The organism is Phytoactinopolyspora endophytica, from assembly GCF_004138495.1.
In the GTDB taxonomy this organism is placed as follows: domain Bacteria; phylum Actinomycetota; class Actinomycetes; order Jiangellales; family Jiangellaceae; genus Phytoactinopolyspora; species Phytoactinopolyspora endophytica.
The window spans coordinates 110,489-122,931 of the sequence record NZ_ML142871.1 but is presented as its reverse complement, the minus strand read 5'-3'; the positions used below and the strand labels follow the sequence as shown (position 1 = coordinate 122,931).

General features: G+C 66.9%; 10 protein-coding genes. 7 read left to right on the top strand and 3 right to left on the bottom strand.

All coding sequences use genetic code 11. The features are described from left to right. The first annotated feature begins 155 nt into the window (after positions 1-155). Positions 156-1,823: an FAD-binding oxidoreductase gene (locus ELR45_RS30625; RefSeq protein WP_129669677.1), complete on the top strand. Its 1,668-nt coding sequence runs from the start codon at positions 156-158 to the stop codon at positions 1,821-1,823. Positions 1,824-1,966: 143 nt separating this feature from the next. Here the strand turns inward: ELR45_RS30625 and ELR45_RS30620 are convergent, their stop codons facing one another. Both ELR45_RS30620 and ELR45_RS30615 read right to left on the bottom strand, forming a co-directional pair. Continuing rightward, entirely contained in the window at positions 1,967-2,587 is a 621-nt protein-coding gene (locus ELR45_RS30620) for an LOG family protein (protein ID WP_205857582.1), read from the bottom strand. Between the two features lie 197 nt (positions 2,588-2,784). Beyond that, positions 2,785-3,111: a hypothetical protein gene (locus ELR45_RS30615; RefSeq protein ID WP_129669664.1), complete on the bottom strand. Its 327-nt coding sequence runs from the start codon at positions 3,109-3,111 to the stop codon at positions 2,785-2,787. 459 nt (positions 3,112-3,570) lie between these two features. On the opposite strand from ELR45_RS30615, the gene ELR45_RS30610 reads away from it, so the two are divergent. From ELR45_RS30610 to ELR45_RS30600, 3 genes are all read left to right on the top strand, one after another. Next, complete coding sequence (locus ELR45_RS30610; protein WP_129669663.1) at positions 3,571-4,476, top strand: ATP-grasp domain-containing protein; 906 nt, start codon at positions 3,571-3,573, stop codon at positions 4,474-4,476. A gap of 118 nt (positions 4,477-4,594) precedes the next feature. Beyond that, a complete protein-coding gene (gene thrS, locus ELR45_RS30605) occupies positions 4,595-6,592 on the top strand; it encodes a threonine--tRNA ligase (RefSeq protein WP_129669662.1) in 1,998 nt (665 codons plus the stop codon). A gap of 158 nt (positions 6,593-6,750) precedes the next feature. Further along, positions 6,751-7,215 (top strand): HIT family protein, encoded by a 465-nt coding sequence (locus ELR45_RS30600; protein WP_129669676.1) that lies wholly within the window; start codon positions 6,751-6,753, stop codon positions 7,213-7,215. Positions 7,216-7,501: 286 nt separating this feature from the next. On the opposite strand, the gene ELR45_RS30595 is transcribed toward ELR45_RS30600, so the two are convergent. After that, positions 7,502-9,649: an elongation factor G-like protein EF-G2 gene (locus ELR45_RS30595; protein WP_129669661.1), complete on the bottom strand. Its 2,148-nt coding sequence runs from the start codon at positions 9,647-9,649 to the stop codon at positions 7,502-7,504. Positions 9,650-9,889: 240 nt separating this feature from the next. Here ELR45_RS30595 and pgsA point away from each other — a divergent pair, with 240 nt between their 5' ends. The 3 genes from pgsA to ELR45_RS30580 form a co-directional block, all read left to right on the top strand. Next, entirely contained in the window at positions 9,890-10,501 is a 612-nt protein-coding gene (gene pgsA, locus ELR45_RS30590; RefSeq protein WP_129669660.1) for a phosphatidylinositol phosphate synthase, read from the top strand. Beyond that, positions 10,498-11,433 (top strand): phosphatidylinositol mannoside acyltransferase, encoded by a 936-nt coding sequence (locus tag ELR45_RS30585; protein ID WP_129669659.1) that lies wholly within the window; start codon positions 10,498-10,500, stop codon positions 11,431-11,433. The genes pgsA and ELR45_RS30585 overlap by 4 nt, the downstream gene beginning before the upstream one ends. Continuing rightward, positions 11,430-12,443 (top strand): glycosyltransferase family 4 protein (locus ELR45_RS30580; protein WP_205857581.1); only part of this gene is annotated, 1,014 nt, incomplete at its 3' end. The genes ELR45_RS30585 and ELR45_RS30580, both read left to right, overlap by 4 nt.

Sequence of the window (12,443 nt, the reverse complement as noted above, 5' to 3'; positions counted from 1 at the left end):
CGGTGGTGGTCTCGATCGGTGCTCCGGTGTGGGCGTTGCCGGGGGAGTCGGCGGGTGCGTTCACCGAGCGGCTGGCCGCCGAGGTCCACCGGCTGCATGCTATGAACGACTCAGACGAGGCAGCGGACCAACCCGGCTCGCCGAAGGGAGAAGGCATGACCGAGGTGCGGCACATGAAATGGTGGGGTTGGGGCAACGAAGGCATCGCCTTCGAACACCGCAACAAGCCCGAGTTCGCACCGTTCGTGCAGAAGGCCATCGGGCTGGACGTCTCCGCCCCTTCGGTCTACGTGCCGGAGTTCGACACGCTGGACGTGCCAGAGTCGCGGATCGGCGACTCGTTCCAGAGCGAGCTCGCGGACATCGTCGGCGAGGACCACGTGCACGTCGACGCGATGAGCCGAGTGGTGCACACCTTCGGAAAGAGCATCCGTGACCTGTTGCGGGTGCGTTCCGGCTCGCTCGAGCGGACCCCCGACGTCGTGGTGTACCCGGGCGACGAGGAACAGGTGCAGCAGCTGGTCGCCGCGGCCGTGGCAGCGAACGCCGTGGTGATCCCGTTCGGCGGCGGCAGCAACATCGCCGGCAGCCTCGAGCCGGCGCCGGACGAGGAACGCGTCGTGATCTCGCTGGACCTCGGTCGCCTGAACCAGGTGCTGGACATCGATGAGGACGCCGGCCTGGCACGGATCCAGGCCGGGGCGCTCGGACCGGACCTGGAACGCGACCTCGGCAAGCGCGGGTGGACCATGGGCCACTTCCCGGACAGCTTCACCCACTCCACCCTCGGTGGATGGGTCGCCACCCGGTCATCGGGGATGCAGTCGGACAAGTACGGCGACATCGCCGACATCGTTCGGGGAGTGCGGGTGGCGCGTCCCGACGGAATGGTGACGATCCGTGCCATTCCCAGCGCGTCGACCGGCCCGAGCGTGCGCGAGATGATCGTCGGCAGTGAAGGACGCCTGGGCGTGATCACCGAGGCGACGGTGCAGGTGCACCGCACGCCGGAGGTGCGCGAGATCGTCGGGTACTTCTTCCCGAGCTGGGAGGCAGGGCTGGCCGCCATGCGCGAGATCGCGGAAAGCGACGCGAGCCCGTCGGTCACCCGGGTATCGGACGCCCCAGAGAGCGCATTCTCGTTCGCCACTCGCAAGGAGAGCAAGGGCATCGAGGCGGCCGGCACGAAGGCACTGATGCGAGTGCTGAAGGCACGGGGCTGGGATCTCGACCAGATCTGTCTCTCGTTCGTTGGCTACGAGGGCAGCGCGTCGCACGTACGGTACGAGAAGAAGCTGGTCAAACGCATCGTCAAGCGGCACGGCGGATTCGGTGTCGGCAAGGGCCCGGGCCGTCTGTACGACCAGAAGAAGTTCGACACGCCCTACCTCCGCGACTTCCTGCTGGACCGCGGCGCCGCGGGCGACGTCTCAGAGACCGCCGCTCCTTGGTCGAAGCTTCAGCATCTCTACGACCACACGATCTCATCGGCTCGCAAGGCCTACGACGACATCGGCGTACAGGGGTGGATCATGTGCCACCTGTCGCACTCGTACCACTCGGGCGCCTGTCTGTACTTCACCTTCGCTTTCATGCACGGTGACGAGCCGCTCAAGCAGTACGACCATGTGAAGTCCGCGATTCAGCAGGCGTTCATCGACGCGGGTGGGACGCTCTCGCATCACCATGCCGTCGGCGTCGAGCATTCGGCCTGGCTCCCGCAGGACATCTCGCCCGAGGGCGTTGCGCTGATGCAGGGCCTGTTCGACAGTGCGGACCCGCAGCGCAACTTCAACCCGGACAAGATCATCCCGCGCTCGTAGTCCGTGTGTGACGCCGTTCCGGAACTCCCGGGAGGGGGGTCTGGAGGCGGCGGGTTGTGCGGGCCAGTCAGGTTCGGTTGGTCTGTGGCCCGGTTGGGCTTGAGCCTCCAGACCCCGTTCCCGGGAGTTCCGGAACTTCAGTCTTAGGTTTCGTCGGGGCGCAGCCAGATGTTCGCCGGCTGAGCCTCGGCGGGACGACGGATGAGGGCCATGGCCTCGTCGATGGTGGCGGCGCTGCCTATCAGTGCGCGCGCACCCGGCCTCAAGAACCCCTCGTCGACGGCGTGGTCCAGCATGGCCAGCAGCGGGTCGAAGTACCCGGACCGGTCGAGCAGCACAATGGGCTTGCTGTGCAGGCCCAGATGTCCCCAGGTGGCCACCTCGAACAGTTCCTCGAACGTGCCGAGACCGCCGGCCAGCACGATGAACGCATCGGACAGTTCGTTCATCAGGGCCTTGCGCTCGTGCATGGAGCCGACCACGTGCTGCTCGGTGAGGTCGTTGCGGGCCACTTCTCGGTCGACGAGGACCTGCGGGATCACCCCGATCACGTCCCCTCCCTTGGCGAGGGCGGCGTCGGAGACCGCGCCCATCGTCCCCACGTGCGCGCCTCCGTAGACGAGGGTGAGCCTGTCTGCGGCCAACCGGGTGCCGAGGTCTTCCGCGAGCGCCCGGTACTCCGGCCGTGCTCCGGCGTTCGAGCCGCAGAAGACACAGACCCGGTTGACGTTGGACTGCTGAGTGGTTGCCTGTTCGTCGCTCACACCCTGGAGTCTAGAGATCGAGGTGAGCCGCTGCGCGGTGCGCCCGCTGGAACAAAATGCGAGTCTAGGGACAGTCGCATGGCCATGCCGGTGCAACATCGTGAATCTGCTAAACTGCAGTTGTAGCCGAGGGCAATAGCCTGAGGAAGTGGGCCCCGCAGTCAGCCGGACGACTGGTGAGCGGGGCTTCGCGCCGTTCAGAGCGCGACTTCATGCGTATACGCCTCCACCTGATCTCGCCACCGGCCCCCTTTTGCCCAGCACCAGGCGATGGCGTCAGGCAGGGTGAGCAGAAGGTCGTCATGGACCTTGAGGTGGGCGTACTCGAGTTCGGGGCAGTGCTGACGGACGAGGTCAGCGAGTGTACGCCTGTCGAACGTGAGCAGCGCCTCATCGCGTTCCAGGATCAGCCGCCTCATTCCAGCGGCGGCGAGGTCCGGTACCAACCGCGTTAAGCACTTCCCACGCGCTTCGCGGCTGTTCTTGGTCACGTACACAGTGGCGTTGAGGTTCAGAGATCCCATCGCAGCCAAGACCTGATCTCGCCGTTGGGCCGCTCATCCTTGAAGTGGATTCTCCGCTGTCCTTGCTGGAGCAGACCCCGAAACACTGCCCGACCTGCATTGACGTCATTCGAAGGTACGACGGCCGCTGCCAGAATGTAGGCTCCGGCGAACGACTCATCCACGAATGCATGCGACGCCACACCGTTACCTCCATGCTTGCTCGCCGATTGAGTCGCAGAGTCGAGAGTACACACACTTTAGCGGAGGCAAACTGTCAAGAGTGGGGTTGAAAGTCTCCGAAGAGTCTTATGGCGATGCATATGGAGGTGTCCGTAGCTATATGGCGCCCTGGGGCGCAGATCAAAGGTGAGGCATGGTGTGGAACCTGGCGCCATCTGGTAGACGCCCTTCGGGTTGGGTGCGTGTCGTAGGGTCGGGCATGGTGGTGGAGAGACCAAACGGGGAAGGTGCATATCCATGCCGCGGATCGCGCTGGTCACGTGCTCGGAGCTCGCTGGGCTCGACGACGACGACCGGTTGCTGCTGGCGCCGTTGGCCGACCGTGGAATCGAGGCGGTACCCGCGGTCTGGGACGATCCGGCCGTGGACTGGGCGTCGTTCGACGTCGCGGTTCTCCGCTCGACGTGGGATTACACGTCGCGCCGGGATGATTTCCTGGCCTGGGCCGACTCAGTGCCCCACCTGCTGAACCCGCCCGACGTCGTGCGATGGAACACCGACAAGCGATACCTCCGCGACCTCGAGGCGGCAGGCGTGCCGGTGGTCACGACCCGGTGGATCGATTCCGGTGACACGGTCGAGCTCCCAGGGGAGCGCGACAGCCAGAGCGGCCCGCAGGCGAACCCGGCCAGGGGAGCCAACGAGTACGTGATCAAGCCCTCGGTCGGTGCCGGTTCCGGCGACACCGGGCGCTACCGGGTGGACGACCCATCGCATTTCGAGCTGGCAGGTGAACACGTCGACCGCCTGCTGGGGCGGGGAGCAACCGTCATGATCCAGCCGTACCTGTCCGCCGTGGACGCCTTCGGCGAGACCGCGATGCTCTACATGGCCGGCGAGTTCAGCCACGCCATCCGCAAGGGACCGATGCTCAAAGGACCGGACCGTGGCATGGATGGCCTGTTCCGGCCGGAGGACATCACATCGCGGACAGCGTCGGACGTCGAACGCAAGACCGCTGACGCGGTGCTCGGCGCTGTACCAGGCACAGCAGACCTGCTCTATGCCCGGGTGGACCTCATTCCGGGTGCCGACGGAACGCCCGTACTGCTGGAGCTCGAGCTGACCGAGCCCAGCCTGTTCCTCGAGCATTGTGCCGGCGCCGCGGAGCGTTTCGCCGAGGCCATCGCCGCTCGCTGCTGACCAGGGAGAGCAATTCGCCGGCGCCGGTCGGGCGTCCGTTGCACCTGGGCGTCGCGACGCAGGTACCATCGATCGGGCTTGTCAATCTGTTCAATCCATCACGCAAGGGAGAAACGTCGTGTCCGATCAGATCCGTATCGTCGTCGCCGGAGCCGAGCGACAGGTCGATGCGGGCACGACGGCCGCCGACCTGTTCGCCGAGGAAACCACGGTCATCGCGGCGCGCGTCGGCGATGACCTGGTGGACCTTGCGCGGCAGCTGAACGACGGAGACAAGGTCGAGCCGGTCCAGATCTCTTCCGACGACGGCCGCGCCATCCTGCGCCACTCCACGGCGCATGTGCTGGCCCAGGCGGTGCAGGAGCTGTTCGGTGAAGCAAAGCTGGGCATCGGCCCGCCGGTGGAGGACGGGTTCTACTACGACTTCGACGTCGCCGAGCCGTTCACCCCGGACGATCTGAAGCGTCTGGAGAAGCAGATGCAGCGGATCATCAAGGAGCGCCAGCAGTTCGTCCGCCGCGCCGTCTCCGACGATGACGCCCGCAAGGAGCTGGCGACCGAGCCGTACAAGATGGAGCTGATCGGCCTCAAGGGCGGTGCCGGCGACGCGGAGGGGGCCTCCGTGGAGGTAGGCGCCGGCGAGCTGACCATCTACGACAACGTCCGGCGTGGTGGTGAGGTGGCCTGGAAGGACCTGTGCCGCGGGCCACACCTGCCGACCACCAAGAACATTCCGGCGTTCAAGCTCATGCGGGTCGCCGGCGCGTACTGGCGGGGCAGCGAGAAGAACCCGCAGCTGCAGCGGATCTACGGGACCGCCTGGGAGAGTAAGGAAGCCCAGCAGGAGTACCTGGACCGGCTCGCCGAGGCGGAGCGGCGGGATCACCGCAAGCTCGGCGCCGAACTCGACCTGTTCAGCTTCCCCGAGGAGATCGGCTCCGGGCTGGCGGTCTTCCATCCCAAGGGCGGCGTCCTGCGCAAGGAGATGGAGGACTACTCCCGCCGCCGGCACGAGGACGCCGGCTACGAGTTCGTGTACACGCCGCACATCACCAAGTCGAACCTGTTCGAGATCTCCGGGCACCTCGACTGGTACGCCGACGGCATGTACCCGCCCATGCACATGGACGAGGAACTCGACGCCGAGGGCAACATCCGCAAGGCGGGGCAGGACTACTACCTCAAGCCGATGAACTGCCCCTTCCACATCCTCATCTACCGCTCCCGCGGACGGTCGTACCGAGAGCTGCCCCTGCGGATGTTCGAGTTCGGCTCGGTGTACCGGTACGAGAAGTCCGGTGTGGTGCACGGTCTCACCCGGGTCCGCGGCATGACCCAGGACGACGCGCACATCTTCACCACCTCGGAGCGGATGCGGGACGAGCTCGCCGATCTGCTCACGTTCGTTCTGGAGCTGTTGAAGGACTACGGGCTGGACGACTTCTACCTGGAGTTGTCCACCAAGAACCCGGACAAGTACGTCGGCGACGACGAGGTCTGGGACCGCGCCACCGAGACCCTGCGGGAGGTGGCCACCGAGTCCGGTCTCGATCTGGTGCCGGACCCGGGAGGCGCGGCGTTCTACGGTCCGAAGATCTCGGTGCAGGCACGCGACGCCATCGGGCGTACCTGGCAGATGTCCACGATCCAGCTCGACTTCAACTTGCCGGAGCTGTTCGAGCTGGAGTACACGGCGGGCGACGGCAGCCGGCAGCGGCCCATCATGATCCACCGGGCACTGTTCGGCTCCATCGAGCGCTTCGTCGGCCTGCTCACCGAGCACTATGCGGGCGCCTTCCCGCCCTGGCTCGCGCCGGTGCAGGTCGTCGGCATCCCGATCGCGGATGACCACGCCCCGTACCTGGAACAGGTCGCAGCCAAGCTGCGCGAACGCGGCATCCGGGTGGATGTCGACACCTCCGACGACCGGATGCAGAAGAAGATCCGCACGGCGCAGAAGCAGAAGGTTCCGTTCATGCTGCTGGCCGGCGACGAGGACGTCTCCAAGGGCGCTGTCTCGTTCCGGTACCGTGACGGCACCCAGAACAACGGCGTGCCGGTCGAGGACGCCGTCGCGGAGATCGTCGACGCCGTCCAGCGGCGCGTCCAAGTCTGACGCCGGGCGACAGCGTCCTGTCGACCGTGGCCTCCGGCGCACGGTGTGCAGGACGTAACGTAGCCCGTGCGGAACGGGGGCGACAGACGGGGTCGAGCGGTAAGGCAGGGAGGACGAGCGTGCCGGATCGGTTGCTGCGGCTGTGGACGCCGTACCGCATGGCCTACATCAAGGGGGAGCCAGGCAACGGCCGCGACGGCGACGAGTGCCCGCTGTGCACCATCCCGGCCAAGGCCGACGACGACGGCCTCGTCGTGCGTCGTGGCGCGCAGGTGTACGCGGTGTTGAACCTGCACCCGTACAACCCCGGTCATCTGATGGTGGTGACCTACCGGCACGTCGGCGAGTTCGAGGCACTGACCGAGGATGAGACATCCGAGCTGACGTCGATGACCCGGGAAGCCATCGTGGCGATCAAGGCCGCCTCGGAACCGCACGGGTTCAACGTCGGCATCAACCTGGGTGGCGTGGCGGGCGGGTCACTGTCGGAGCACCTGCATCAGCATGTCGTGCCACGGTGGAGCGGCGACGCGAACTTCATGACGGTGCTGGGCGACACCAAGATCATGCCGCAGCTGCTGTCGGACACCCGCAAGCTGCTAGCGGAGACCTGGCCGGGCTGAGAGTGGGAACTTCCGTCCCCGCCCAGCAGACTCCTCCTCGCTGACGCTCGTCGTCGCTGATGCCCGCCACACCATGGACGGAAGTTCCCACTCTCAGCCTCTGGGGTCACCGCCAGTGGGTCACTTGCGGGTCAGGAGCAGTATCGAGCCGCTACAGGGCCGACGTCGCGAGGTCGATGCTGCATTCCGTACCGGATGCCACGTTTCGTGTCGCCAAGCGTCGAAATCCAGGCCCATTACGACACAGAATGCAGCATCCGACACAGAATGCAGCATCGATACGGATTCACTCGAGGGCCTTGGCAGCGAGGTGCTGGGGCATCGGAGCGTAGCGGGCGAACTCGCGGGTGAAGGTGGCAGTGCCGTGGCTCATGGCGCGCAGCTCGATGGCGTAGCGGACCAGCTCGCTCTGCGGGACGTCGGCCTTGATCAGTGAGCGGCCCTCGCCCACCGACTCCGTGCCGAGGACGTGACCGCGCCGGCTGGACAGGTCACCCATGATGGTGCCCACGTCGTCGTCGCTGACCAGGATGGAGACGTGGTCGAAGGGTTCGAGCAGGGCGACGCCGGCGGCCTCCGCGGCCTCCTTGAGAGCGAGTGCGCCCGCCATCTGGAAGGCAAGGTCGGACGAGTCGACGCTGTGCGTCTTCCCGTCAAGGAGGGTGACCTTGATGTCCACCATCGGGTAGCCGGCCGAGGTGGTGCCTTTCTCCATCTGGGACCGGATGCCCTTCTCGACGGAGGCGATGAACTGCCGCGGGACCGCCCCGCCGACGATCTTGTCGGCGAACTCGAACCCGCTGCCCTCGGGGAGCGGCTCGACCTCGATCTCGCACACACCGTACTGTCCGTGACCGCCGGACTGCTTCACATGCCGGCCACGGCCGGCGCCCTTGCCGGACAGGGTCTGCCGCAGCGGGACCCGTAGCTCCACCTGGTCGACGTTGACCCCGTACCGGCTGGCGAGCCGGTCGAGGAGGACGTCGGCGTGCGCTTCGCCCATCGTCCACAGCACCAGCTGGCGCGTCTCCGAGTTGTTCTCGATCCGCAATGTGGGGTCTTCGGCGGCCAGCCGGTTCAGTCCCTGGGAGAGCTTGTCCTCGTCGGCTTTGGTATGGGCGACGATGGCGATCGGCAGCATCGGCTCCGGAACGTCCCACGGTCTCATCAGCAGGGGAGTGTCGCAGTCGGAGAGCGTGTCGCCGGTCTCGGCATGGGAGAGTTTCGCCACAGCGACGATGTCGCCGGCGCGGGCGTGTGGAACCGGGCGTTGGGTCTTGCCGAGAGGCGACGACAGCGTGCCGACCCGCTCGTCCTCGTCATGCTCGTCATGGCCGCGGTCGGCGAGGAAATGACCGGAGACGTGGACCGCCGTGTCCGGACGCAGCGTCCCAGAGAAGAGGCGTACCAAACTGATCCTGCCTACGTACGGATCGGCGGTGGACTTGACGACCTCGGCCAGCAACGGCCCTTCGGGGTCGCAGCTCAGCCCGGTCTTGGGCTTGCCGGAGATGGTGCTGACCTCGGGCATCGGATGCTCGGCGGGCGACGGGAACGCACTGGTGATCACATCGAGCAACTCCGTCACGCCGGGTCCACCGGCCGAGCAGACCGGTATGACCGGGAAGAACGACGCCAGGGATACAGCTCGCTCCAGGTCGTCGATGAGGACCTTCGGGTCGATCTCCTCGCCGCTGACATAGCGGTCCATCAGAGTCTCATCCTCGGACTCCTCGATGATGCCCTCGATCAGCTCGCCGCGCGCGTCGTCGACCCGGGCGCGGTCCTCGGCCGTCAGCTCCTGCTCCGCGCGGTGGCCGTCCGCGTAGTCGTGCAGGTGCTGGTTGAGGATGCCGGCCAGCCCGGTGACCTCGCCCTTGGACGGGCTGGGCAGGTAGAGCGGGAGGACCTTCTCGCCGAACGCGTCACGGCAGGCGGCAAGCGTGGCGGCGTAGTCCGACCGTGGATGGTCGAGCTTCGTCAGCACGACGGCTCGTGGCATCCCGACCATGGCGCACTCGTTCCAGAGCATCCGGGTGGTCCCGTCGACGGCGTCCGTCGTGGAGACGACGAACAGGGCGCAGTCGGCCGCCCGCAACCCCGCCCGCAGATCCCCGACGAAATCGGCGTAACCGGGGGTGTCCAGGAAGTTGATCTTCACGCCGTTGTATTCGATCGGCACCAGGGAGAGGTTCACCGAACGTTGCTGGCGCACCTCGGCGTCGTCGTAGTCGCTGACAGTGGTGCCGTCCTCCACCCGGCCGCCCCGGGGGATCGTTCCACTGGCGGCGAGCAGCGTCTCGAGGAACGTCGTCTTGCCCGCTCCGGCGTGGCCGACCACCACGACGTTGCGGACGTCACGTACACCCGACGGCGTGGCATCACCACCCGTCGCCACACCTGAATTGCGATCATGGGAATGTCGACCCGCCATGGCGCCCTGCCTCTCGTCGTTGAGTGGCGCCGCCGCCTCCTCACCGTCGGGCGCTGGAGCGATGGCGCCGGCCGTCGTGCGTGGGTATAGCCACTCTCCTGCGCGGCACGAGGATGCGCAAGTAGGTGGATGGATTTGGCACCAGTACCATGGCGTGGCCGAGTGAGCATCGAGCAGACTGACGCCGCTGGGCAGACCATACGGCTGTATCCTTGAAGAGACTGGACGAAGACCAGACAGATGCTGGACAAATACACGCGGGTCTACACGACTCGAATACTGACGCCGATGGCGCGCGCGCTGCTCAAGGCGCGGATCAGCCCAGACGTGGTGACGGTGATCGGTACGGTCGGAGTGATGGCCGGCGCCTTCGCTTTCTACCCGCGCGGAGAGTTCCTCTGGGGGACGCTGGTGATCACCGCTTTCGTCTTCTCCGACAATATCGACGGCATCATGGCTCGATTGTCCGGACGACAGAGCAACTGGGGGGCGTTCCTTGACTCTGTCCTGGACCGATTCGGTGATGCAGCCATCTTCGGGGCGCTTGCGCTGTATTTCGCTGGGAGCGGGGACAACCTTCGGATGACCACCCTGCTGATCGCATGTCTCGTCCTCGGCGCCGTCGTGTCTTACGCACGTGCCCGGGCGGAGAGCTTGGGGTACACGGCGTCGGGTGGGATCGCGGAGCGCGCCGACCGGTTGGTGGCGATCCTCGTCGTCACCGGCCTCGTCGGCTTGCTGGGGCTGTCCGTGGTCGTCCTCGAGGTTCTGCTGTGGCTGCTCATGGCGGCGAGCGCGTGGACGGTCCTGCAACGCGTCCGAGACGTTCACCGGCAGGCGGTGCAGGCATGACGACCCTCCGGGACCGCCGACAGCTGTTGATGTACAACACGGGCTGGGCGATCGTGCGTGCGATGCCGGAGCGGGCCGCGTACGCCGCGTTCCGTACCATTGCCGACATCGCCTGGCGCCGCCGGGCACCGTCGGTGCGACGGCTGGAGCGGAACCTGGCCAGGGTGGTGAAGGACAACGGCGACGACGAGCTGCGTACCCTCAGCCGTGCCGCCGCGCGTTCCTACATGCGGTACTGGTGCGACGCCTTCCGGATCGGGGACTGGGAGCGCGAACGCATCGTCGGCCGGGTGCGGACAGTACACGAGGAACGGATGCGGGAGCCGCTGGCGCGGGGCCAGGGGGTGGTGATCGCCTTGCCGCATATGGCGAACTTCGACCATGCGGGGGGATGGGCGGGCATGTCCGGCACCCCGGTGGCGAGCGTGGCGGAACGGCTGCGGCCCGAGGCGCTGTTCCAGAAGTTCCTCACGTACCGGGCGCGGCTGGGAATCACGATCTGGCCGCTCACCGGCAGCGACGTCAATGTCATGTCCAAGCTGGCCGAACACCTGGATGGGGGCGGGCTGGTGTGCCTGCCCGCCGAGCGGGATCTGTCGCAGCGCGGTGTGCCGGTGACCTTCTTCGGGGAGGAGGCCCGGATGCCACCCGGTCCGGCGATGCTGGCTCTGCGCACCGGATCCGTCCTGTTGCCGCTGACATTGGCCTATGAGGGCCGAGAGCCCCACCATGGCATCGTTCTGCACTTCCACGAGCCGGTCGAGGTCCCGGAGGAACGAGCCAACAGGATCACGATCATGACTCAGCGCGTCGCTGATGCCTTCGAGGCGGGCATCGGCCAGCACCCGGAGGACTGGCATATGACACAACGACTGTTCCTGGCCGATCTGAAGCCGGATGATCCTCGGCGGAACGAGCTCGTGACGTCGTGAACATCGGGATCGTCTGCCCGTACTCCTGGAGCGTGCCCGGGGGCGTGCAGTTCCATATCCGGGACTTCACCGAGGAGCTGATGGGGCGCGGGCACAGCGTGTCCGTACTCGCTCCCGGCGGTGAGGACGACGAGGTCCCGTCGTACGTGGTGAAGGCGGGACGCCCGGTGGCGGTGCCGTACAACGGCTCGGTGGCCCGGATCTTGTTCGGTCCGCGGGCCGCGACCCGGGTGCGACGGTGGATGAGCGACGGCAAGTTCGACCTGGTGCACATCCACGAGCCGGAGACGATGAGTCTGGGCCTGCTGGCCACCTGGCTCGCCGACGTGCCGGCGGTGGGGACGTTCCATCAGGGCTCCACCCGATCCAGGGCGATGACCGCCGCACACGGCATTCTGCAGTCGGCGCTGGAGAACCTCAGCGCCCGGATCGCCGTCTCCGAGGAGGCGCGGCGCACCGTCGTCCAGCATCTCGGCGGCGACGCCGTCCTGATCCCCAATGGTCTGTACGTCGACCGGTTCCAGGTGCCACAGCGGCCCGAGTGGCAGGGAGAAGCCGGCGCGATCAGCTTCCTGGGGCGGGTCGACGAGCCACGCAAAGGGCTGCCGGTGCTGCTGGAGGCGTGGCCGACCATCCACGAGCGGATGCCGGGCGTGCGGCTGCTGGTGGCCGGCCCCGGTGACGTGGAGGAGATCCGCCGGGGCATCCCCGCGGAGCACCGCGACGCGGTGACCTTCCTGGGCGCGATCAGCGACGAGGAGAAGGCGGCCATGCTGGCCAGCAGCGACCTCTATATCGCGCCGCACACGGGTGGCGAGTCGTTCGGCATCGTGCTGGTCGAGGCGATGGCGGCGGGCGCACCGGTACTGGCGAGCGACCTGGTGGCGTTCCGCGCCGTCCTCGACGACGGGCGGCTCGGAGCGCTGGTACCGGTCGGTGACGCTGCCGCCATGGCCGAGGAGGCGTGCTCGTTGCTGGCGGATCCGGCACGCCGGCGTCGTTACCGGGAG

Excerpts from the sequence above, each read along its gene's own strand:
- ELR45_RS30600 (WP_129669676.1), top strand. The coding sequence starts at position 6,751 with ATGGCCTACATCAAGGGGGAGCCAGGCAACGGCCGCGACGGCGACGAG.
- ELR45_RS30625 (WP_129669677.1), top strand. The coding sequence starts at position 156 with ATGACCGAGGTGCGGCACATGAAATGGTGGGGTTGGGGCAACGAAGGC.
- ELR45_RS30610 (WP_129669663.1), top strand. The coding sequence starts at position 3,571 with ATGCCGCGGATCGCGCTGGTCACGTGCTCGGAGCTCGCTGGGCTCGAC.
- ELR45_RS30615 (WP_129669664.1), bottom strand. The coding sequence starts at position 3,111 with ATGGGATCTCTGAACCTCAACGCCACTGTGTACGTGACCAAGAACAGC.
- ELR45_RS30595 (WP_129669661.1), bottom strand. The coding sequence starts at position 9,649 with ATGGCGGGTCGACATTCCCATGATCGCAATTCAGGTGTGGCGACGGGT.
- pgsA (WP_129669660.1), top strand. The coding sequence starts at position 9,890 with ATGCTGGACAAATACACGCGGGTCTACACGACTCGAATACTGACGCCG.
- ELR45_RS30585 (WP_129669659.1), top strand. The coding sequence starts at position 10,498 with ATGACGACCCTCCGGGACCGCCGACAGCTGTTGATGTACAACACGGGC.